Here is a 21,151-nt window from a genome sequence, read left to right as displayed (position 1 = left end):
GTCTCTTTTTCTCTCAGGGAGTGTGTTGTGGTCGTGGTGTGGAAGAGCGGAGAGGGAAGGGAAGGCGGGGGGAGGGGACACGAGGGGGAACCCCCCCCCCCCCGGGATCCGGGGCGGGCGGCCTCTCTCGTCGTTCCTCACGGCCGTACGCCGCCCCGCTCGCGCGGCGCGGCCCACCGGCTACGGGCTACGGGCTACGGGCTACGGGCTACGGGCTACGGGCTACGGAGCCTGCGGCCCCTGCTTGAACTCCAGCGCCGCGGCCATCGCGCCGAGCCCCTCGAAGCCGGCCGTGCCCGTCACCACGGTCACGTAGCCCTGCTCCTGCCGGACGAGCGCGTCGTACTTCTCGCCGTCCCAGCGCTCCCACGCCCGGTCGCCGACCTGCTGGGTCTGGCCGGTGGCCTTCGCCTGCTGCGTGAGCTTGGCCACGTTCTTGGCGGAGGCGTCGGTGGACTGCTCCACCGCCACGTACTGCTTGTCCGGGTCCTGGAAGCCCAGGTGCCAGGCGTTCGCGTTCTTGCGTTCGAAGGTCACCGAGGTCGCCCGCCACTGCTCCGGAAGGCCCACCGGGGCCGCCACGGGGTACGGCGCGGCACGCCGGGCCGTGATGGTCTCCACGCGGTAGTCCACCGTGCGCGTCGGGTCGGCGTCCTCGTCATGGGGGATGAATATGTAGATGCCCGCCACGACCACGCCGATCACCGCCAGCGACCGGACCATGTCCCAGACCGTCTGCTTGCCTTTCATACCTGCCACCGCACCATCGTCCCGCATCGCCGCGGGCGATCAGCGGCCGGGGTGTCCGCTCAGCCATACGTCATGACCGATATGCCGCTCATACGTGACCCGGTCTGCTCAATATGTCGATGAACCGATAGAGTTCCAGCACCCTCACATCCCGGCCGTCGTCGTACAGAAAGGTGCGCTCCGATGACCGAGCACAACCTGCCGCCCCAGCTCGAAGTCGCTCCCGACTCGCCTGACCGCAACCTCGCCCTGGAACTCGTACGGGTCACCGAGGCCGCGGCCCTCGCCGCGGGCCGGTGGGTCGGCCGCGGGGACAAGCTCGGCGCCGACGGCGCCGCGGTCAACGCCATGCGCACCCTGATCTCCACCGTCTCGATGAACGGCGTCGTCGTCATCGGCGAGGGCGAGAAGGACGAAGCCCCGATGCTCTTCAACGGCGAGCGCGTCGGCGACGGCACCGGTGCCGAGGTCGACATCGCCGTCGACCCGATCGACGGCACCACGCTCAACGCCAAGGGCATGCCCAACGCCATCGCCGTCCTGGCCGCCGCCGACCGCGGCACCATGTTCGACCCGTCCGCGGTCTTCTACATGGACAAGCTGGTCACCGGCCCCGAGGCCGCCGACTTCGTCGACATCAACGCCCCCGTCTCGGTGAACATCCGCCGCGTCGCCAAGGCCAAGAGCATCGCCCCCGAGGACGTCACGGTCGTCATCCTGGACCGTCCCCGCCACGAGGGCATCGTCAAGGAGATCCGCGAGACCGGCGCCCGGATCAAGTTCATCTCCGACGGCGACGTCGCCGGCTCGGTCATGGCCGTCCGCGAGGGCACCGGCGTCGACCTGCTGATGGGCATCGGCGGCACCCCCGAGGGCATCATCTCGGCCTGCGCCATAAAGTGCCTCGGCGGCACCATCCAGGGCAAGCTGTGGCCCAAGGACGAGGCCGAGCGCCAGAAGGCCATCGACGCGGGCCACGACCTGGACCGGGTCCTGACCACGAACGACCTGGTGTCCGGCGAGAACGTCTTCTTCGTCGCCACCGGCATCACGGACGGCGAGCTGCTGCGCGGCGTCCACTACCGCTCGGAGACCGCGACCACGTCCTCGCTGGTCATGCGCTCGAAGTCGGGCACGATCCGGCAGATCGACTCCACGCACCGCCTGTCGAAGCTGCGCGCCTACAGCGACGTCGACTTCGACCGCGCCCGGTAGGAGCGGTCCGGCCGGCAACGGCACGACGAAGGGGCGGCCCCTGTGCGGGGGGCCGCCCCTTCGGTGTTCCGGTACGTCCACGGCCGGTGCGTCCACGGCCCGCGCCGGTCAGCCCGCCGCGGCGACCGGTCCGGGCGCGGCCGCGCCGGGGAGCAGCTCGGCGGCCCGGCGCCGCCTGCGCCCCAGCACCACCCGGCGCTCGGCGGCGGTGAGCCCGCCCCAGACCCCGTACGGCTCCGGCTGGAGCAGGGCGTGCTCGCGGCAGGCGACCATCACCGGACAGCGGGCGCAGACCCTTTTGGCGGCCTCCTCGCGGGCCAGCCGGGCCGCGGTCGGCTCCTTGGACGGCGCGAAGAACAGCCCCGCCTCATCCCTGCGGCAGACGGCCTCGGCGTGCCATGGGCCGTCCTCTTCCCTGGCCGGAACCCGCGGCTTCGGCACGGCTGCCGGGCGCGTCGGAAGGCTCTGGACGGCGGCTGCCTGCAGGGACTGATGCGGCGGATGCGGCACGGTCTACTCCTGACGACGTATACGCGAGCGAGAGACGATGCACCAGTCCCTACCCGCTGCGCGTGCCGCTATGCACCGTGTGCCACCGGGGCGACCTGGTTCGTCCGAAACCGGCCGCCGGGCGGTCGGGTTCAGTCCGGTTGCCTGCGCAGCTTCGCGGCCAGGTCGACGAGGCGGGATCCGCGCTTGGGACGGGCCTCGATGTTGCCGAGCAGGGCGAAGCCGCGGACGATCACGACGGGGGCCTGCGGGTCGGCGGCGACGCCCTCGCCGCGCACTTCGAAGTTGCCGAGGACGCCGCTGCCGTAGCCGCGCAGGGTGACGTTCTCGGGGACCAGGACCTCGACGTTGCCGAGGACGCTGGTCACGGTGATCTCGGTGACCTGCTGCTCGAAGACGGCCTCGGTGAGGTCGATGGTGATGTCGCCCATGACCGATACCGCACGCGTGCGGGCGCCGGGGCGCCAGCGGCCCTTGCGGGCGGAGCTGCTGCACACCGCGACGACCGTCTCGACGGGCCCGCCGGCGGCCGCGGCCGTGGTTGCGGGGGCCGCGGCGGGAGCGGCCGGGCGGTGGCCGCCCGTGTCCGCGGGGAGGTCGCGCACCAGCAGGTCCAGCTCCCCGACCGTCTTGACCGCGTACAGGGTGTCCAGGCGCTCGGAGTGCTCCTCGGAGGTCAGCCGGCCCTCCGCGAGGGCGTCGGAGAGGATCTGCGCGATCCGGTCCCGGTCGGCGTCGGAGGCGCGCAGCCCGGAGGGTCCGGCGGCCACGCCGCCGGGCGCGGGGTCAGGGGCGGCGGTGTGCTTTTCCATGTCCACGCCGCCCAGCATAGCGAGACACGATAGATCGCGATACTGCTGGGTGAGCCTTACCTCACAGACACAGCCGGCGCGAGAGGTCCTACGCTTGATGTCCGCGCTGCCAATTGGTCGCCAGCGCTGTCTGCCGAGTGAGGAATGGCTACCCAAATGCCGGAGTTCGCGTACACCGACCTGCTGCCCCTGGGCGAGGACACCACCCCCTACCGGCTGGTGACCTCGGAGGGCGTCTCGACGTTCGAGGCCGACGGCCGTACGTTCCTCAAGGTCGAGCCCGAGGCGCTGCGCAAGCTCGCCGCGGAGGCCATCCACGACATCCAGCACTTCCTGCGCCCCGCGCACCTCGCGCAGCTCCGCCGGATCATCGACGACCCGGAGGCCAGCTCGAACGACAAGTTCGTCGCGCTCGACCTCCTGAAGAACGCGAACATCGCGGCGGCCGGCGTCCTGCCCATGTGCCAGGACACGGGCACGGCGATCGTCATGGGCAAGCGCGGCCAGAACGTCCTCACCCAGGGCGGCGACGAGGAAGCCCTCTCGCGCGGCATCTACGACGCCTACACCAAGCTGAACCTGCGCTACTCGCAGATGGCCCCGCTGACCATGTGGGAGGAGAAGAACACCGGCTCGAACCTGCCCGCGCAGATCGAGCTGTACGCGACCGACGGCGGCGCGTACAAGTTCCTCTTCATGGCCAAGGGCGGCGGCTCCGCCAACAAGTCCTTCCTCTACCAGGAGACGAAGGCGGTCCTCAACGAGGCCTCCATGATGAAGTTCCTGGAGGAGAAGATCCGCTCGCTCGGCACGGCGGCCTGCCCGCCGTACCACCTGGCGATCGTGGTCGGCGGCACCTCCGCCGAGCACGCGCTCAAGACCGCGAAGTACGCCTCCGCGCACTACCTGGACGAGCTGCCGCGCGAGGGCTCGGCCCTGGGCCACGGCTTCCGCGACGAGGCCCTGGAGCAGCAGGTCTTCGAGCTGACCCAGAAGATCGGCATCGGCGCCCAGTTCGGCGGCAAGTACTTCTGCCACGACGTCCGCGTCGTCCGCCTTCCCCGCCACGGCGCGTCCCTGCCGGTCGCCATCGCCGTGTCCTGCTCCGCGGACCGCCAGGCGGTCGCGAAGATCACCGCCGAGGGCGTCTTCCTGGAGCAGCTGGAGACGGACCCGGCGCGCTTCCTGCCCGACACCACGGACTCCCACCTGGACGAGTCCTCGGACGTGGTCTCCATCGACCTGAACCGGCCGATGGACGAGATCCTGGCGACCCTGACCAAGCACCCGGTCAAGACCCGCCTGTCCCTCACCGGACCCCTGGTCGTGGCCCGCGACATCGCGCACGCCAAGATCAAGGAGCGGCTGGACGCGGGCGAGGGCATGCCGCAGTACCTCAAGGACCACCCGGTGTACTACGCCGGCCCCGCGAAGACCCCCGAGGGCTACGCCTCCGGCTCCTTCGGCCCGACCACGGCCGGCCGCATGGACAGCTACGTCGAGCAGTTCCAGGCGGCGGGCGGCTCCAAGGTCATGCTGGCCAAGGGCAACCGCTCGCAGCAGGTGACGGACGCGTGCGGCGCGCACGGCGGCTTCTACCTCGGCTCGATCGGCGGCCCGGCGGCGCGCCTGGCGCAGGACTGCATCAAGAAGGTCGAGGTCCTGGAGTACGAGGAGCTCGGCATGGAGGCGGTCTGGAAGATCGAGGTCGAGGACTTCCCGGCCTTCATCGTCGTCGACGACAAGGGCAACGACTTCTTCCAGAACCCGGCGCCCGAGCCGACGTTCACCCACATCCCGGTGCGCGGCCCGGGTCTGTAGCCCGTGGCGCACGGCTGAGGGCCCCTCCCCCGTTCGGGGGAGGGGCCCTCGCCCGTCTCCGCCCTTCGGCAGATGGCAGGGGCACCTGCTCCCGGCGAGGCTGTTCCCGTAACCCGAACGGCCTACCCGAAAAGGGAGTTCACCATGAAGCCCCGTACCCGCGCCCTCGCCCTCGCCGGAACCGCCGCCCTGCTCGCGGCCGTGGCCCTGGCGTCCCCGGCCCCGGCGGCACCGGTCGCGCCGAAGACCGCCTCGGTGCACGGGGGCGGCGCGATCTTCTTCCCGTACTCCCCCAAGGACGACATCCGCTTCACGGTCGACGCCGAGTCGGTCCCGTGGACCAAGCCGTACCCGAACATCCCGGGCCTGGAGAAGGGCCTGCCGACGGACGCGCGGGGCCGGGTGACGATCTCCCACCTGTTCAAGGAGACCGGCTTCACCGGCACCGCCGAGGCGGAGGTCGACTGCCTGGTCACGGGTGGGAAGACCGCCACCCTGACGGCCATCGTCAAGAGCTCGAACATGGGCTGGGACGGCAAGCGGATCGGCATCAGCATCCAGGACGGCCAGCGCGGCGAGCCGGACCGCGTCGGCTTCTCCTGGGGCGTCGCCAACGTCGACGTGAAGCCGGACGGCACGGTGACGCAGGGCTCGGTGGGCACCTGCATGGCCCCCGCGCCGTTCACGGAGGTCACGAAGAACGGCTTCAAGGTCACCCCGGCCCCGCTGGCCCCGATCCCGGCGCCGTAACGGGCGGGACCCTCAGAGGTGCCCCCTGAAGGGGCTGGAGTCCGCCCGCCCGGGCTCCGCGGCCGCGGCCCGCTCCGCCAGAAGACCGGCCTCGACGGGGGTGGCCTCGATGCCGTGCTCCCGCGCCTCCCGCAGCTCCGGGAGCGTCAGGCCGTACAGCGCGCGTACGGCCTTCAGCGGCAGGCCGTCCGGGCCGCCCACGGCCAGGCGGACCGTGCCCTCCTCGGCGACGATCCGCTCGCGGACCCAGGGCGGTGGCGGGCCCCAGCCGCCGCCGCACGCCTGAGTGCCGGATTCGGCGCAGTGCTGGGATTCCTCCCAGCGCAGCCGGCCGTCCACCACGCGCTGCCACGCCTCGAAACGGCAGCTCGGGCACGGTCCACAGTGCATGTACCCGTCCATCTGCTGTTCAGCCATGCGGGCAGCATGCGGTGCCGGGGCGTCGACCGCATCCGGATAACGTCTGGGACATGACGCAGCTGCCCCTCCCCTCCCCCCGCGCCATTCACGTGGTCGCCCACCGCGGGGCCTCCCACGAGCACCCCGAGCACACCATGGCCGCCTACCGGCAGGCCATCGCCGACGGGGCCGACGCGCTCGAGTGCGACGTACGGCTCACCGCCGACCGGAAGCTGGTGTGCGTGCACGACCGGCGGGTGGAGCGGACCTCCGACGGGCGGGGGGTGGTCTCCGAGATGACGTACGCGCAGCTCGCCGCGCTCGACTTCGGGCGGTGGAAGGGAGAGGAGCACACCGGGGCCCGGGTGCTGCTCTTCGAGGACCTGCTGCGGGAGGCCCTCGCCGCGGACCGGCCCGTCGGGCTGGCCGTGGAGACCAAGCACCCCACCCGGGCCGGCGGGCGGCTGGAGACCGAGCTCGTCCGGGTGCTGAAGGAGTACGGGCTGGCCGACGGCGCGGACGGCCGCGTCGAGGTGATGAGCTTCTCCCGGAGCGCGCTGACCCGGCTGCACCGGCTGGCGCCGGGGCTGCCGACCGTGTACCTGATCGAGCGGGCCGTGCGGCCGCCGCGGCCGCCGTTCACGGGGCACGCGGGTCCCGGGATCGACCTGGTGCGCAGGGATCCGGGGCTGGTGGGGCGGCTGCGGGCGAAGGGGCTGCGGGTGCGGGTGTGGACCGTGGACGAGCCCGAGGACGTGGAGCTGTGCGTGCGGCTCGGGGTGGAGACGATCATCACCAACCGGCCCCGGCAGGTGCGGGAGCAGCTGGAGGGCCTCCTCGCAACCCGCTGACGTGGGAACACCCGGCCGGGAGGGTCCGGCCGGGTGTGGGGGGTGCGTGGCGGTACGGGGATCGGGGCTACGCGAAGCGCTGGTTCGCGGAGCCGTTGCAGGGCTGGAGGCGCAGCTGCTCGTGGGCGGCGGCGACGGTGAGGCACATGCCGGGGGCGGCTGCGGGGCGCAGGGTGGCGCCGTCGCGGACGAACTGCTGGTTGGCGCCGCCGTGGCAGTTGTAGAGGATCATCCCGGTGCCGGCGCCGTAGTTGGCGCCCGGGGCGTCGAGGCAGCGGTCGTGGGTGAGCTCGACGTGGAGGGACTTCTTCGCGGAGTCGTACCACCAGCCCTGGTTGCGGCCGCCGTGGCAGTCCCAGCCGACCACCTTGGTCTCGTTGGCGCTGGAGCCGCCGAAGGAGTCGAGGCAGTTGCCGGTGGCCTCGTTCCTGACCGGCTTGTAGAGGGAGTCCCAGGCGCCGGCCTGGAGGACGGGGGTGCCGGTGCTCGCCGGGTCGGCGCAGGAGGCCTCGCGCAGGCCGGAGTCGTAGAGCTGGGTGAGGCAGGACGCGAAGGCGCCGTGGCCGCGGTAGTTGGGGTGGAAGGACTGTCGGGCGGTGTTCTCGTCCCAGGGGAAGTGGTCCCCGAGGTCGAGGTAGAGGCCGCGGGCCCAGGTGTCCTCCATGCAGACCTCGTGGCCGTGGAAGAGCCGCGAGTTGTCGAGGTAGACCGCGCCCGAGGCGAGGGCGGCGGCGCGCATGCCCTTCTCGAAGGTGGGCACGGCGTAGTTGCGGCCCCAGGCGGCGTCGGAGTCGTAGCCGGCGCAGCCGCCGGGGAGCTTGCCGGGGAAGTTCGGGTTGTCGTTGAAGTCGGGGCCGATGGGGCTCGGGTATCCCATGACGACGAGCTTGTAGTCGGTGTCGGCGTAGCCGGCGTCGCGCATGACGGTCTTGAGGTCGGCGACGGTGGCCTCGACCTTGGGCTTGAGGCCGTCGACGCGGCCCTGCCAGCCGGGGCCGTACTTGGGTTCGCAGGTGCCCTGGCTGAGCACCCAGCGGGTGACGCAGTCGGTCATGACGGGGCCGAACTGGAGGTCGTCGTTGGCTCCTGCGACCAGCAGCACCATCTTGATCCTCGTGTTGCGGGCCTTGATGGCGAGGCTGTCGCTCTGCACGAGTTCGTCGGCGTACTGCTTGCTGCCGCCGATGCGGATGTTGCCCGTGTAGCCGCCGGAGCAGGCGACGTTGAAGGTGAGGTCGGCGGGGATGCCGGTGCGGTGGATGGCCGCGTCGGGCGAGCGGTGGCACTGGTTGGACGAGGTGTTGGTGGCGGGGTCGTAGTTGCCGACGCCCTCGCCGGAGATCTCGCTGTCGCCGAGCGAGATGAGGCCGGTCTTGCGTTCGGCGAGCGGGCGGACGGCCGGGTCCCCGTAGATCTTGACGGCCTCGGCGGCGCGTACGGCCTCCAGTTCCGGCGGCAGGGGTGCGATCGAGCCGGATGCGGCGGGTGCGGCCTGGGCCATGGGGGTGATGGCGGTGACGCCCCCGAGGGCGGCCGCGAACGCCGCGAGGGCGGCGAAGGTACATCTGAGCGTGGGTTTCGTGCGGGCACGTGCCATGAACGCCTCCCCGGTATTGGTGTTACCCCCGGTATTTACTGGCCGGTAGGGGAGATGGGAACAGTTCGAACAAGACAATTGCTCAAGTTTCTGAGGAGGCTACAAAGATGACTGACGATCAGCAGCCGCAGGAGTTCCGGACCGAGCACGACTCCATGGGCGAGGTGCGCGTCCCCGCGCACGCCAAGTGGCGCGCCCAGACCCAGCGCGCGGTGGAGAACTTCCCGCTCTCCGGGCAGCGCATCGAGCGCGCCCACATCGAGGCCCTCGCCCGGATCAAGGCCGCCGCCGCCCTGGTCAACGCCGAGCTGGGGGTGGTGGACGAGGACGTCGCGCAGGCGATCCGGTCGGCCGCCGCCGAGGTCGCCGAGGGGCGCTGGGACGAGCACTTCCCCGTCGACGTGTTCCAGACCGGGTCCGGGACCTCGTCCAACATGAACACCAACGAGGTGATCGCGACCCTGGCCACCGAGCGGCTCGGGCGCGAGGTCCACCCCAACGACCACGTCAACGCCTCGCAGAGCTCCAACGACGTCTTCCCCTCGTCGATCCACATCGCCGCCACCGCCGCCGTCTCCCGCGAGCTGATCCCCGCCCTGGAGCACCTCGCCGCCGCCCTGGAGCGCAAGGCGGCCGAGTTCGCCGAGGTGGTCAAGGCCGGGCGCACGCACCTGATGGACGCCACCCCGGTCACCCTGGGCCAGGAGTTCGGCGGGTACGCCGCCCAGGTCCGCTACGGCGTCGACCGGCTGCGGGCCGCCCTGCCGAGGCTGGCCGAACTGCCGCTGGGCGGCACGGCGGTGGGCACCGGCATCAACACCCCGGCCGGCTTCTCGGCGGCCGTGATCGCCGAGGTGGCGGACGCGACGGGGCTGCCGCTGACCGAGGCGCGCGACCACTTCGAGGCCCAGGGGGCGCGGGACGCGCTGGTGGAGACCTCGGGGGTGCTCCGTACGATCGCCGTCTCGCTCACCAAGATCTGCAACGACCTGCGCTGGATGTCCTCCGGCCCGCGCACCGGATTGGCCGAAATCAATCTGCCGGACCTCCAGCCGGGGTCCTCGATCATGCCGGGGAAGGTCAATCCGGTCGTCCCCGAGGCCCTGTTGATGATCGCCGCGCAGGTGATGGGGAACGACGCGACGGTCGCCGTGGCGGGCGCCGCCGGCAACTTCGAGCTCAATGTGATGCTCCCGGTGATGGCCCGGAACCTGCTCGAATCGATCCGCCTGCTGGGCAACGGGAGCCGGCTGCTGGCCGACCGGACCGTGGACGGGATCACCGCCAACTCCGAGCGGGCCAGGGAGTACGCCGAGTCCTCGCCCTCGGTGGTGACCCCGCTCAACCGGTACATCGGCTACGAGGAGGCCGCCAAGGTGGCCAAGCGGGCGCTCGCGGAGCGGAAGACGATCAGGGAGGTCGTGCTGGAGTCCGGCTACGTCGACCGGGGCGCGCTCACCCTGGCGCAGCTGGACGAGGCGCTCGACGTACTGCGGATGACCCGGCCCTGAAATCGGTTCCGGACATGGGCCGAATCCGGTCGTTTACCGTCCCCGCCCCCCTCCGTGACCTGCACCGCAGCATCTCGCGGGACCACAGCCCTAAGATCTGCGCATGACAGGTACGTACGGGGGGTCCGGGGGCGGCGCGGCACTGCCCGCCGCGGGTGGTGCGGCGTCGGAGCGGCACTGGGCGCCCGGGGAGCAGATCCTCTGGCGCTACCGCGAGCACGCCCCGGGGCCGGCCGGCCCGTTCCACATCGCCCGCCCGGTGACGGTGGTGCGCGACACCGACGAGCTGCTCGCCGTGTGGATGGCGCCCGGCACCGAATGCGTCAAGCCGGTGCTGGCCGACGGCAGTCCGGTGCACCGGGAGCCGCTCGCCACCCGCTACACCGCGCCGCGCACCACCGCGCGCTCGCGCTGGTTCGGCGGCGGCGTGCTGAAGCTGGCCCGGCCCGGGCAGCCTTGGTCGGTCTGGCTGTTCTGGGACGACGACTGGACCCTGCGGAACTGGTACGTCAACCTGGAGGAGCCCCGCACCCGGTGGGCCGGCGGGGTCGACTCCGTGGACCACTTCCTCGACATCGCGGTCTACCCGGACCGCAGCTGGAAGTGGCTGGACGAGGACGAGTTCGCGCAGGCCCAGCGCATCGGGCTGATGGACCAGGACCAGGCGCGCCGGGTGGTGGACGCGGGGCGCTCCGCGGTCGAGGTCGTCAAGGCCTGGGGGGCTCCGTTCTGCGACGGATGGCAGGACTGGAGGCCCGATCCGGCCTGGGGAGTTCCGGTTCTGCCCGAGGACTGGGACCGCACCCCGGCGCATATGACCTCATGAGACCCTTGATGCGCCCCCGGGGGTCAACCGTAGGATCGTCCTCCGCAGGTCGTGCACGAGGGGCCCCACCGGTCCCGCATCCGTAAATGACCTGCGGCGACCGGGACTTGACCGGAGGTCGACGCGAGCGAAAGGTAACGAGCGGGACGCGGTACCCGGGGGTGATGGTGCCCCCGCCGCTGAGCGGGTATACCGCGACTGACCGAGTTGAGTGCAGCGCACATCGAGCGCAAACGGACGGAATTCCACGCGTGACGGAGTACCCCACCTCCCAGGAGGGCCCGCAGCCCACCGTCGCCTCCGGCGGAGGTACGGACGAGCTCGGCCACGGCAAGGCCCCCATCGCGGCCGCCGAGGCCGTACGCACGCATGCCGACTTCCCGCGCCCGCGCGGCACCACCGGCGAGGGCTCCGGGCACGGCCCCGCGGACACCGGCCCGGCCGCGGCGCGCGGCCGCGACGGCGAGGCCGCGCGCAACGCGGGCCGGCGCACCCCGGCCGACGGGGCACCCGGCGAACCGGCCGCCGACGCGGCCGCCGCGACGGCCGTACGGGCCGTCCCGCTCCCGGGCTCCGGCGCGGGTGCCGGATCCGGAGCCGGCACCGGCCCCGGCTTCGGAGAGGCCGGGGTGGCCCGCCGCGAGGGCGACCGGCTGCGCTTCGTCGGCGCCGCCACGCGCCGGATCGCGCGCGGCATCGACCTCGACGAGATCGTGCTCGGCCTGTGCCGGGCCACCGTGCCGACGTTCTCCGACGCCATCCTCGTCTACCTGCGCGACCCGCTGCCCGTCGGCGACGAGCGGCCCGTCGGCCCGGTCGTTTTAAGGCTGCGCCGCACCGACCGGCTCCGGCCGATCGACGACCTGACCGACGCCGACGGGGGCGCCGGGGCCGCGGGGGCCGCCGGCGAACTCGACTTCAGCCAGCTGCCGCTGGTCGGCCCGCAGGGTGACCTGCCCGCGGCCGAGCTGTGCGAGATCCGCCCCGGCGGGGCCCTCGCCGAGGTGCTGCGCGGCGTCCGGCCGGTCTTCGGGTCGGCCGCCGGGGCCAAGGACGCGCTCCCGGAGCTGCTGGGCGCAGACCATCCCGTCCCGCGCGGCCAGCGGGCCATCCTGGCCCCGCTGCGGGGCCGCCGGCGGGTGATCGGCGCGGCGGTGTTCCTGCGCACCCCGGACCGGGACGCGTTCGAGACCAACGACCTGCTGGTGGCCGCGCAGCTGGCCACGCACACCGCGCTCGGCATCGACAAGGCCGTGCTCTACGGGCGCGAGGCCTACATCGCCGACGAGCTCCAGCGCACCATGCTGCCCGACGGCCTCCCCCAGCCCACCGGGGTCCGCCTCGCCTCCCGCTACCTGCCCGCCGCCGAGACCGCCCGGGTGGGCGGCGACTGGTACGACGCCATACCGCTGCCGGGCAGCCGGGTCGCGCTGGTCGTCGGCGACGTGATGGGCCACTCCATGACCTCCGCGGCGATCATGGGCCAGCTGCGCACCACCGCGCAGACCCTGGCCCAGCTGGACCTGCCGCCGGCCGAGGTGCTGCACCACCTGGACGAGCAGGCCCAGCGGCTGGGCTCCGACCGCATGGCCACCTGCCTGTACGCGGTCTACGACCCGGTCTCGCACCGCATCACCATCGCCAACGCCGGCCACCCGCCGCCGGTGCTGCTGCACCTGGGCGGCCGCGCCGAGGTGCTGCGCGTGCCGCCGGGCGCCCCCATCGGGGTCGGCGGCGTGGACTTCGAGGCCGTGGAGCTGGACGCCCCGGCCGGGGCCACCCTGCTGCTGTACACGGACGGGCTGGTGGAGTCCCGGCTGCGGGACGTGTGGACGGGCATCGAGCAGCTGCGCGAGCGCCTCGCGACGACCGCGCAGCTGACCGGGCTGGACCACTCGCCGCCGCTGGAGGCCCTCTGCGACGACGTGCTGGACATGCTGGGCCCGGGCGACCGGGACGACGACATCGCGCTGCTCGCGGCCCGCTTCGAGGGCATCGCGCCCAGCGACGTGGCGTACTGGTTCCTGGACCCGGAGGAGACCGCTCCGGGCCGGGCCCGCCGGTTCGCCCGGCGCGCGCTGGCCCGCTGGGGGCTGGAGGAGCTGAGCGACTCGCTGGAGCTGCTCGTCAGCGAGGTGGTCACCAACGCCGTCCGGTACGCGGAGCGGCCGGTGACGCTGCGCCTGCTGCGCACGGACGTGCTGCGCTGCGAGGTCGGCGACGACTCCCCGCAGCTGCCGCGGCAGCGGCGGGCCCGGGAAACCGACGAGGGCGGGCGCGGCCTGTTCCTGGTCAACCGCCTCGCCCGGCGGTGGGGCGCGACCCGGCTGAGCAGCGGCAAGGTGGTCTGGTTCGAACTCCCGCTGCCGGGGCCGCACGAGCGTCGCTGACCGGCGGGAGGGCCGGTACGCGAAGGGGCCCCGCAGCGGATTCGCTGCGGGGCCCCTTCGCGTGTGCCTAGGGGGTGTCCGCAAAGTGGCGCCGTCCGCCCGAAGGGCGGGCCCCGCGGCTCCCCCAGCTACCGCTGGGAGGTGCCCCCAGGTGCGTGCTCTCGGCGTGCCGGGCGGAAGACCTCGTACTGGACGTACTCGGTCTTTCGCCCGGTGCGGCGAGAGCGCGTGCCGGGCGTCGCGGGGCAGGCGAGACTTTGCGGACACCCCCTAGCGCTGTTCGTTCGGGTTGGGCGGGAAGACGGGCGGTGTCGGGTCCTTCGTCGGGGTCGGCTTGCCCGTCGGCGTCGGCTTGCCGGTGGGCGTCGTCGGGCCGCCGGTCGGCGGGGTCGGCTTGCCGGAGCTGCCCGAGGGGTCCGGGGTGCCGGTCGGGCGGGTGCTGCCGGAGCCGGACGGCGTCGGGCTGGCGGAGCCGCTGGGGGTGGCCGAGGGCGACGGGGCGCGGGACGGCGCCGGGGTGCCCATCCGGGCGTCGTCCAGGTCGAACTGGCCCGCGGTCTGGCCCTTGAGCGCGGCCGTCGTGTACGCCTGCCAGATCTGCGCGGGGAAGCTGGAGCCGCCCGCGCGGCCCTTGCCGGCGGTACCGGTCAGGGTGACCTGGCCGTGGGTGTTGGGGTCCTCGCCGAACATCGCGACGACGGTGACCAGTTCCGGGGTGTAGCCGGTGAACCAGGCGGCCACGTTGGACTCGGTGGTACCGGTCTTGCCCGCGGCCTCGTAGGCGGAGCTGCGGACGGCCTTGCCGGAGCCGTTCTCGACCACGCCGGTGAGGACCTTGGTCACGGTGTCGGCGGTGGTGCTGGTGAGCACCTGGGAGCCGATGGGGGTGACGGGCTTGAACTCGCCGTCCTTGTGCTCGGCCTTCTTGATGATGCTCGGGGTGACCTTCTTGCCGTGGTTGTCGAGGGTGGCGTAGACGGCGGCCATCTCGACGGTGTTCGCGCTCATCGTGCCGAGCGACATGGCGGGACTCGTCTGCGGCCAGCCCGGGCGGTCGGTCATGCCCATGGAGAGGGCGGTCTTCTTCACGTTCGTCGGCTTGGCGTCGACGATCATCTGGGCGTAGACCGAGTTCACGGACGAGTTGGTGGCGTCCTGGACCGAGATCATCGGGTCGCCGTAGTTCTCGTTGTCCTGGTTCTGCGGGGCGAACGCGGTGTCGCTGCCGACCACCGGGCGCTTGCTGGTGCCGTCGTAGAGGGTGCTCGGGTTGATCGGGCGGCCGTCCTGGGTCTTCGACCCGTTCTCCAGGGCGGAGGCCAGCACGATCGGCTTGAAGGTCGAGCCCGGCTGGAAGTCGCTGCGCAGGGCGTTGCTCGCCGCCTTCTCCGTCAGACCCACGCCGCCGTACATGGCGACGATGTAGCCGGTCTTGGCGTCGACGGAGGTGGCGCCGGCCTGGACGCTCTGGTCCTGGGGCCGGTTCTTGGTGTCCTTGCGGTCGAGCTTGGACTCCAGCTCGTCCTGGACGGCCTTCTCCAGGGCGGCCTGCTTCTTCTTGTCGATGGCGAGGGTGATCGTCCAGCCGCCGGCGTTGATCTCGGCGTCCTTGATCCCCTGCCGGTTCATCTCGGCCTCGGCGGCCTGGATCAGGTAGCCCTTCTGCCCGTCCATGCCCGGACGCGGCTTGGGCTTGATCGGCTCCTGGAACTTCAGGGTCTTGCGCTTGGCCTCGTCCAGCTTGCCCATCTCGACCATGTTGTCGAGGACGGCGTTGAAGCGGATCATCACGAGGCGCTTGCCGTTGGGGCCGGCGGTCGCCCAGTCGTACTGGCTGGGGGCCTGGATGACGGCGGCGAGGTACGCGCCCTGCTCCAGGGTCAGCTTGTCGGAGTCGACGCCGTAGTAGGCCTGGGCGGCGGCCTGGATGCCGTACGCGTTGCGGCCGTAGAAGTTGGTGTTCAGGTAACCGGCGAGGATGTCGGGCTTCTCCATCCGCTGGTCGACCTTGAGCGAGATGATCAGCTCGCGCAGCTTGCGCGTCGGCGACTGGTCCTGGGTCAGGTAGTAGTTCTTGACGTACTGCTGGGTGATCGTCGAACCGCCGGCCGTGCCCTTGCCGCGGACCGTGTTGACCAGGCCGCGGAAGACGCCCATGACGTCGACGCCGCGGTCCTGGTAGAAGGTCTTGTTCTCGATCGCGATGAACGCGAAGCGGACGTCCTCGGGGACCTTGTCGATCGGGACGATCTCACGGTTCATGTCGCCGGTGCGGGCCATGATCGAACCGTCGGCGTACTTGTACGTGTTGCTCTGGAGCGTCGCGGTCTTGTTCGGGTCGGTCGGCTCGTCCACGGAGAAGTAGAGGGCTATGCCCGCGATCACCAGGAGGAGGATGCCGCCGAGGAAAGTCCCCAGCAGCGTCTTCCAGTTGAGGAAGCGGCGTATGCCACTGCGCTTCTTCGCCGCCTTGCCCGGGCGCCCGCCGGCGCGCCCGCTCGGCGCATTCCGCGCACCGCGTTGCTGCTGCGCCCGTCGCGCATCTGCTCGGCCCATCGCTCCCGCTCCGCTCGATTTACCCCCCCGACGTCAGCTCAGAAAACTAACACCGCAGGCTGTGACAAAGGTTGATCAACCCAGATCAATACCGGTCAATTCGGACGTGAGAATCAGCACCCACTCCGATGGAACCGACGCCCACGATGCCGGAAGGGTTGCGGTGTCCGCAAAAAGTGATATCACTTTGATAGAGCGGAACGGTCGACGGCGACCGGACGCAACTGAACAAACGGGGGCATTCCATGACGAACACAGCGGACGCACGACCGAGTGGGGTACGGGAGTTCACGGCGCGCAGCGTCGGCGGCGGACCGGCCCTGCTGCTCGGACTGGCGGGCGTGGCGGCCGGGGCGGGCCTGCTGGCGCTCGCCGCCGTGGCGGACGCGACGGCGGCCAAGGCGGTCCTGATCCCGCTGGGCTTCCTGCTGTTCCTCGGCTCGATCCTCGCGATGACCGGCCTCAACACGGTGGCCCCGGGCGAGGCCCGGGTGGTCCAGCTGTTCGGCCGCTACCGGGGCACGGTCCGCACGGACGGACTGCGCTGGGTCAACCCGCTGACCTCGCGCCAGAAGATCTCGACCCGGGTGCGCAACCACGAGACGGCCGTCCTCAAGGTCAACGACGCCTACGGCAATCCGATCGAGCTCGCGGCGGTCGTGGTGTGGAAGGTCGCCGACACCGCGCGCGCGGTCTTCGAGGTAGAGGACTTCACGGAGTTCGTCGAGACCCAGACCGAGGCGGCGGTCCGGCACATCGCCATCGAGTACCCCTACGACGCCCACGACGAGGGCGGCCTGTCGCTGCGCGGGAACGCCGAGGAGATCACCGAGAAGCTCGCGGCCGAGCTGGCGACCCGGGTCGAGGCGGCGGGCGTGGAGATCATCGAGTCCCGCTTCACGCATCTCGCGTACGCTCCGGAGATCGCCTCCGCGATGCTCCAGCGCCAGCAGGCGGGCGCGGTCGTGGCGGCCCGCAAGCAGATCGTCGAGGGTGCGGTGGGCATGGTGGAGCTCGCCCTGACCCGGCTGGCCGAGGAGGACATCGTGGACCTGGACCCGGAGCGCAAGGCCTCCATGGTCTCCAACCTGATGGTGGTGCTCTGCGGCGACCGCGCGGCCACGCCGGTCATCAACACGGGCACCCTCTACCAGTGACCCCGTCCGCCGCTCCCCGCCCCGGCGGCCCCCAGGGCCAGGGGGCCGGCTCCGGCGCGGGCTCCGGTTCCGCCCCGGGCCCGGCCGAGGGCAAGCCCGCCCGGGCGGCACGGCAGGCGCGCAAGCAGGTGCTCCTGCGGCTCGACCCGCAGGTCTACGACGCCCTCGCGCGCTGGGCCGGCGAGGAGCTGCGCAGCTCGAACGCGCAGATCGAGTTCCTGCTGCGCAGGGCCCTGTCCGAGGCGGGCCGGCTCCCCGGCGGCGCCGCCCCCATTCCCCCGCGCGGCCGCCCCCGCAACGCACCGGATTCCTGAGCCCGTACGGCCGTACGGGTCTGCGGCCCCACTCGGCCCGCCGGCTCCCCGTCGGCGGGCCTTCCTCATGCCATTCCCGCATATCCGCACGTCAGATGGCTATACACCACGCGTATACATGACGTGTATAGTCGCCGCCATGTCCATCGGCCACACCCTGCTCGGCCTCCTGGAGGCCGGCCCGCGCCACGGCTACGACCTCAAGCGCGCCTTCGACGAGACCTTCGGCCACGACCGCCCCCTCGCCTACGGGCAGGTCTACTCGACCATGTCCCGGCTCCTGAAGAACGGCCTCGTCGAGGTCGACGGGGTCGAGAGCGGCGGCGGTCCCGAACGCAAGCGGTACGCGATCACCGACGCCGGCATCACCGACGTCGAGCACTGGCTCTCCCAGCCCGAGAAGCCCGAGCCGTACCTCCAGTCGACCCTGTACACCAAGGTCGTGCTGGCCCTGCTCACCCACCGCAGCGCCAACGAGCTCCTCGACACCCAGCGCGCCGAGCACCTGCGGCTGATGCGCATCCTGACCCAGCGCAAGCGCAAGGGCGACATCGCCGACCAGCTGGTCTGCGACCACGCCCTGTTCCACCTGGAGGCCGACCTGCGCTGGCTGGAGCTCACCGCCGCACGCCTCGACCAGCTCGCCCGGGAGGTACGCCGATGACCCCGGCCGGCACCCTGCTCGCCGCCGCGGACCTGCGCAAGTCGTACGGGCCCACCAAGGCCCTGGACGGCGCCGGGTTCTCCATCCACCCCGGCGAGGTCGTCGCCGTCATGGGCCCCTCCGGCTCCGGCAAGTCGACGCTGCTGCACTGCCTCGCCGGGATCGTCACCCCCGACTCGGGCACCGTCACCTACGCCGGCCGCGAGCTGTCCGCGATGAACGACTCCGAGCGCAGCGCCCTGCGCCGCAGCGAGTTCGGCTTCGTCTTCCAGTTCGGCCGGCTCGTCCCGGAGCTGACCTGCGTGGAGAACGTGGCCCTGCCGCTGCGCCTGGCGGGGACCCGGCGCAAGGAGGCCGAGGCGACCGCGCTGCGCTGGATGGAGCGGCTCCAGGTCGAGGACCTCGCCGCCAAGCGCCCCGGCGAGGTCAGCGGCGGCCAGGGCCAGCGGGTGGCCGTGGCCCGGGCCCTGGTCACCGGACCCCGGGTGGTCTTCGCGGACGAGCCCACGGGCGCCCTGGACTCCCTCAACGGCGAGCTGGTGATGCAGCTCCTCACCGAGGCAGCCCGGTCGGCGAACACCGCCGTCGTCCTCGTCACGCACGAGACCCGCGTCGCCGCGTACTCCGACCGCGAGATCGTCGTGCGCGACGGCCGCTCCCGCGACATGGAGCCGATCGTATGAGCGCGCCCGGCAAGGCCCGCGCATGGCCCCGGGACCTCTCCATGGGGGTCCGGTTCGCCTTCGGCGGCGGCCGCGAAGGGTGGCTGCGCACCCTCTTCACCGGCGTCGGCGTCGGCCTCGGCGTCGCACTGCTGCTGATCGGCACGGCCGTCCCGGGCGCGCTCGCCGCCCGCGAGCAGCGCGGCGACGCCCGCTCCCTCCTGGGCGCCCCGACGGCCGCGGCACCCGGCCCCGACACCCTGCTGATAGCCCGCGCCGACATGACGTACCGCGGCCAGGACATCGAGGGCCGGCTGCTGAAGCCGGAGGGCCCCGACGCCCCGCTCCCGCCGGGTCTGAAGGCCTTCCCCGCCCCCGGCGAACTGGCCGTCTCCCCCGCCCTGCGGGAGCTGCTGCGGTCGCCGGAGGGCGCGCTGCTGCGCGAGCGCCTCGACGGCGGGATCGGCGCCGTCATCGGCGACGCCGGCCTGGCCGGCCCGGCCGAACTCGCCTTCTACCGGGGCGCCGACGTCCTCCCGGCAACGGAGCCGGGCGAGTTCCGCGTCCAGCGCATCACCGGCTTCGCCCCCGCTCCGCCGGGCCGGGGGCTCAGCCCGGTGCTGATGCTCACGGTGCTGATGACCTTCGTCGCCCTGCTGCTGCCGGTCGCCGTGTTCATCGCCGCCGCCGTCCGCTCGGGCGGGGAGCGGCGCGACCAGCGGCTCGCCGCGCTGCGCCTGGTCGGTGCCGACGGGCGGACGGTCCGCCGGATCGCGGCCGGCGAGGCGCTGGCCGGAGCGGTGGCCGGGCTGCTGCTGGGCTCCGTGTTCTTCGCGGCCGGCCGCGAGCTGGTCGGCTCCCTCTCCCTGAGCGGGCGCAGCGTCTTCCCGGCCGACCTGGCCCCCGCGCCGGGGCTGGTCGCCCTGGTGGTCCTCGCCGTGCCGGCCGCGGCCGTGGCCGTGACCCTGTTCACGCTGCGCGGGGTGGTCATCGAGCCGCTGGGCGTCCTGCGGACGGCCGCGCCGCGCCGGCGCCGCGTGTGGTGGCGGCTGCTGCTGCCGCTCGGCGGGCTGGGGCTGCTCCTGCCGATGGCGGGCCGCGGCAACGGCGGCGGCCGGTTCAACCAGTGGCAGGTCAGCGGTGGCGTGGTGCTGCTGCTGGTCGGTGTCACGGCCCTGCTCCCCTGGCTGCTGGAGCGCTGCGTCGGCCGGATGCGCGGCGGGCCCGTCTCCTGGCAGCTGGCGGTCCGCCGCCTGCAGGTCGCCAGCGGTTCCTCCGCCCGGCTGGTCAACGGCATCGCGGTGGCGGTCGCCGGGGCCATCTCGCTCCAGATGCTCTTCTCGGGCGTCGAGGGCGCGGTCACCGTGGAGACCGGGCAGGACCCCTCCCGGGCCTCGGTCGCGGTGATGATGCACGGCGGCACCGAGTCCGGTCTCGACGACCTCGGCCGGCGGATCGCCGGGACCCCGGGCGTCACCCGCGCCGTCCCGCTGAACACCGTGGGCGTCGCCCGGCAGGTCCCGACCCCCGGTGCGCCCGACCTGACCATCGGCACCTGCCAGGCGCTCGCCGAGGTCGCGGAGCTGGGCGCGTGCCGCGAAGGTGACGTCTTCGTCCTCTCCGGGGGCCCGCTGGGGGAGGCCGTCGGCCCCGGCGACCGGGTCTTCGCCGGCGACGTCCGGATCTCCGCGGAGGCCTCGGCCGGCCTGGGCGGGAGGACCGTCGACTGGACCGTCCCGGCCGCCGCCCGTACCGTCCGCCCCCGCGAGGACCCGACGGGCGCGCTCCGCACCGGCCTGCTGGCCACCCCTTCCGCCGCGCCGAAGGGCATGGGCCGCGCCCAGTTCGCACAGGTCTACGTCCAGCTCGACGAGTCCGTTCCGGACGCCCTGGAGCGGGTGCGCACCGCCGCCTTCAAGGCGGACCCCCTCGCCACGGCGACGACCCTGCGGTCCACGCAGCAGGACCGCTCCCTCCCCGGCATCCGCGCCGGGCTGTTCTTCGGCGCGACCGGGGTGCTGGTCCTGATCGGCACCAGCCTGCTGGTCACCCAGCTGGAACAGCTGCGCGAGCGCAGGAGGCTGCTCTCGGCGCTGGCCGCCTTCGGGACCCGGCGCTCGACGCTGGGCCTGTCGGTGCTCTGGCAGACGGCCCTGCCGGTGGCCCTCGGGCTGGTCCTGGCGGCGGGTGCCGGCACCGGGCTCGGTGCGGTGCTGATGGTGATGGTCCAGGTCCCGGTGCGGGTCGACTGGACGTCGGTGCTCTCGCTGACCGGGGCCGGAGCGGGGCTCGTCGCGGCGGTCACCCTGCTGAGCCTGCCGCCGCTGCTGCGCATGACGCGCCCGGACGGACTGCGCACGGAGTGA

18 protein-coding genes are annotated in these 21,151 nt (G+C 72.5%); 12 read left to right on the top strand and 6 right to left on the bottom strand.

The genetic code is table 11. The annotated features are described in order from the left end of the window. Positions 1–222: 222 nt before the first annotated feature. Positions 223–750 carry a DUF4245 domain-containing protein gene (locus AC07A6_RS34670; protein WP_427715092.1) on the bottom strand — a complete coding sequence of 176 codons (528 nt, stop codon included), beginning with the start codon at positions 748–750 and terminating at the stop codon, positions 223–225. Between the two features lie 183 nt (positions 751–933). On the opposite strand from AC07A6_RS34670, the gene glpX reads away from it, so the two are divergent. Continuing rightward, complete coding sequence (glpX, locus tag AC07A6_RS34665) at positions 934–1,965, top strand: class II fructose-bisphosphatase (protein WP_362466944.1); 1,032 nt, start codon at positions 934–936, stop codon at positions 1,963–1,965. 108 nt (positions 1,966–2,073) lie between these two features. Here the strand turns inward: glpX and AC07A6_RS34660 are convergent, their stop codons facing one another. Next, a complete protein-coding gene (locus AC07A6_RS34660) occupies positions 2,074–2,475 on the bottom strand; it encodes a WhiB family transcriptional regulator (protein WP_386274951.1) in 402 nt (133 codons plus the stop codon). 131 nt (positions 2,476–2,606) lie between these two features. Beyond that, on the bottom strand, positions 2,607–3,293 hold the full coding sequence (locus AC07A6_RS34655; RefSeq protein ID WP_478779760.1) for a DUF1707 SHOCT-like domain-containing protein: 687 nt from the start codon (positions 3,291–3,293) through the stop codon (positions 2,607–2,609). A gap of 150 nt (positions 3,294–3,443) precedes the next feature. Between AC07A6_RS34655 and AC07A6_RS34650 the strand changes: the two genes are divergently transcribed. Further along, a complete protein-coding gene (locus AC07A6_RS34650) occupies positions 3,444–5,108 on the top strand; it encodes a fumarate hydratase (RefSeq protein ID WP_362466945.1) in 1,665 nt (554 codons plus the stop codon). A gap of 144 nt (positions 5,109–5,252) precedes the next feature. Further along, positions 5,253–5,858, top strand: a complete 606-nt coding sequence (locus tag AC07A6_RS34645) for a hypothetical protein (RefSeq protein WP_362466946.1) — start codon at positions 5,253–5,255, stop codon at positions 5,856–5,858. 12 nt (positions 5,859–5,870) lie between these two features. Here the strand turns inward: AC07A6_RS34645 and AC07A6_RS34640 are convergent, their stop codons facing one another. Beyond that, positions 5,871–6,275 (bottom strand): hypothetical protein, encoded by a 405-nt coding sequence (locus tag AC07A6_RS34640; protein ID WP_478779759.1) that lies wholly within the window; start codon positions 6,273–6,275, stop codon positions 5,871–5,873. 53 nt (positions 6,276–6,328) lie between these two features. Here AC07A6_RS34640 and AC07A6_RS34635 point away from each other — a divergent pair, with 53 nt between their 5' ends. Beyond that, positions 6,329–7,108: a glycerophosphodiester phosphodiesterase gene (locus AC07A6_RS34635; protein WP_478779758.1), complete on the top strand. Its 780-nt coding sequence runs from the start codon at positions 6,329–6,331 to the stop codon at positions 7,106–7,108. Positions 7,109–7,175: 67 nt separating this feature from the next. On the opposite strand, the gene AC07A6_RS34630 is transcribed toward AC07A6_RS34635, so the two are convergent. After that, a complete protein-coding gene (locus tag AC07A6_RS34630; RefSeq protein WP_478779757.1) occupies positions 7,176–8,705 on the bottom strand; it encodes a ricin-type beta-trefoil lectin domain protein in 1,530 nt (509 codons plus the stop codon). 107 nt (positions 8,706–8,812) lie between these two features. On the opposite strand from AC07A6_RS34630, the gene AC07A6_RS34625 reads away from it, so the two are divergent. The 3 genes from AC07A6_RS34625 (at position 8,813) to AC07A6_RS34615 (ending at position 13,432) form a co-directional block, all read left to right on the top strand. Continuing rightward, the gene (locus tag AC07A6_RS34625) at positions 8,813–10,216 is read left to right on the top strand and encodes a class II fumarate hydratase (protein WP_362466950.1); all 1,404 of its coding nucleotides are present in this window, start codon (positions 8,813–8,815) and stop codon (positions 10,214–10,216) included. Positions 10,217–10,319: 103 nt separating this feature from the next. Next, positions 10,320–11,042: a cytidylyl-2-hydroxypropylphosphonate hydrolase gene (fomD, locus tag AC07A6_RS34620; protein WP_362466951.1), complete on the top strand. Its 723-nt coding sequence runs from the start codon at positions 10,320–10,322 to the stop codon at positions 11,040–11,042. Positions 11,043–11,293: 251 nt separating this feature from the next. Next, positions 11,294–13,432 carry a SpoIIE family protein phosphatase gene (locus tag AC07A6_RS34615; protein WP_478779756.1) on the top strand — a complete coding sequence of 713 codons (2,139 nt, stop codon included), beginning with the start codon at positions 11,294–11,296 and terminating at the stop codon, positions 13,430–13,432. A gap of 270 nt (positions 13,433–13,702) precedes the next feature. Here AC07A6_RS34615 and AC07A6_RS34610 read toward each other — a convergent pair whose 3' ends face one another. Continuing rightward, complete coding sequence (locus AC07A6_RS34610) at positions 13,703–15,988, bottom strand: transglycosylase domain-containing protein (protein ID WP_362466953.1); 2,286 nt, start codon at positions 15,986–15,988, stop codon at positions 13,703–13,705. Positions 15,989–16,233: 245 nt separating this feature from the next. Here AC07A6_RS34610 and AC07A6_RS34605 point away from each other — a divergent pair, with 245 nt between their 5' ends. From AC07A6_RS34605 to AC07A6_RS34585, 5 genes are all read left to right on the top strand, one after another. Beyond that, positions 16,234–17,145, top strand: a complete 912-nt coding sequence (locus AC07A6_RS34605; protein WP_478779755.1) for an SPFH domain-containing protein — start codon at positions 16,234–16,236, stop codon at positions 17,143–17,145. Continuing rightward, complete coding sequence (locus AC07A6_RS34600) at positions 17,142–17,459, top strand: type II toxin-antitoxin system antitoxin (RefSeq protein ID WP_362466955.1); 318 nt, start codon at positions 17,142–17,144, stop codon at positions 17,457–17,459. The genes AC07A6_RS34605 and AC07A6_RS34600 overlap by 4 nt, the downstream gene beginning before the upstream one ends. 139 nt (positions 17,460–17,598) lie before the next feature. After that, positions 17,599–18,123 carry a PadR family transcriptional regulator gene (locus AC07A6_RS34595; protein ID WP_362466956.1) on the top strand — a complete coding sequence of 175 codons (525 nt, stop codon included), beginning with the start codon at positions 17,599–17,601 and terminating at the stop codon, positions 18,121–18,123. Beyond that, the gene (locus AC07A6_RS34590) at positions 18,120–18,806 is read left to right on the top strand and encodes an ABC transporter ATP-binding protein (RefSeq protein ID WP_478779754.1); all 687 of its coding nucleotides are present in this window, start codon (positions 18,120–18,122) and stop codon (positions 18,804–18,806) included. Before AC07A6_RS34595 ends, AC07A6_RS34590 begins: the two co-directional genes overlap by 4 nt. Next, positions 18,803–21,151: an ABC transporter permease gene (locus AC07A6_RS34585; protein ID WP_478779753.1), complete on the top strand. Its 2,349-nt coding sequence runs from the start codon at positions 18,803–18,805 to the stop codon at positions 21,149–21,151. The genes AC07A6_RS34590 and AC07A6_RS34585 overlap by 4 nt, the downstream gene beginning before the upstream one ends.

This window comes from Streptomyces sp. NPDC044002, assembly GCF_056434525.1.
Note: the sequence above shows the minus strand (reverse complement) of the source record. Positions and strands in the feature narration are given on the sequence as shown.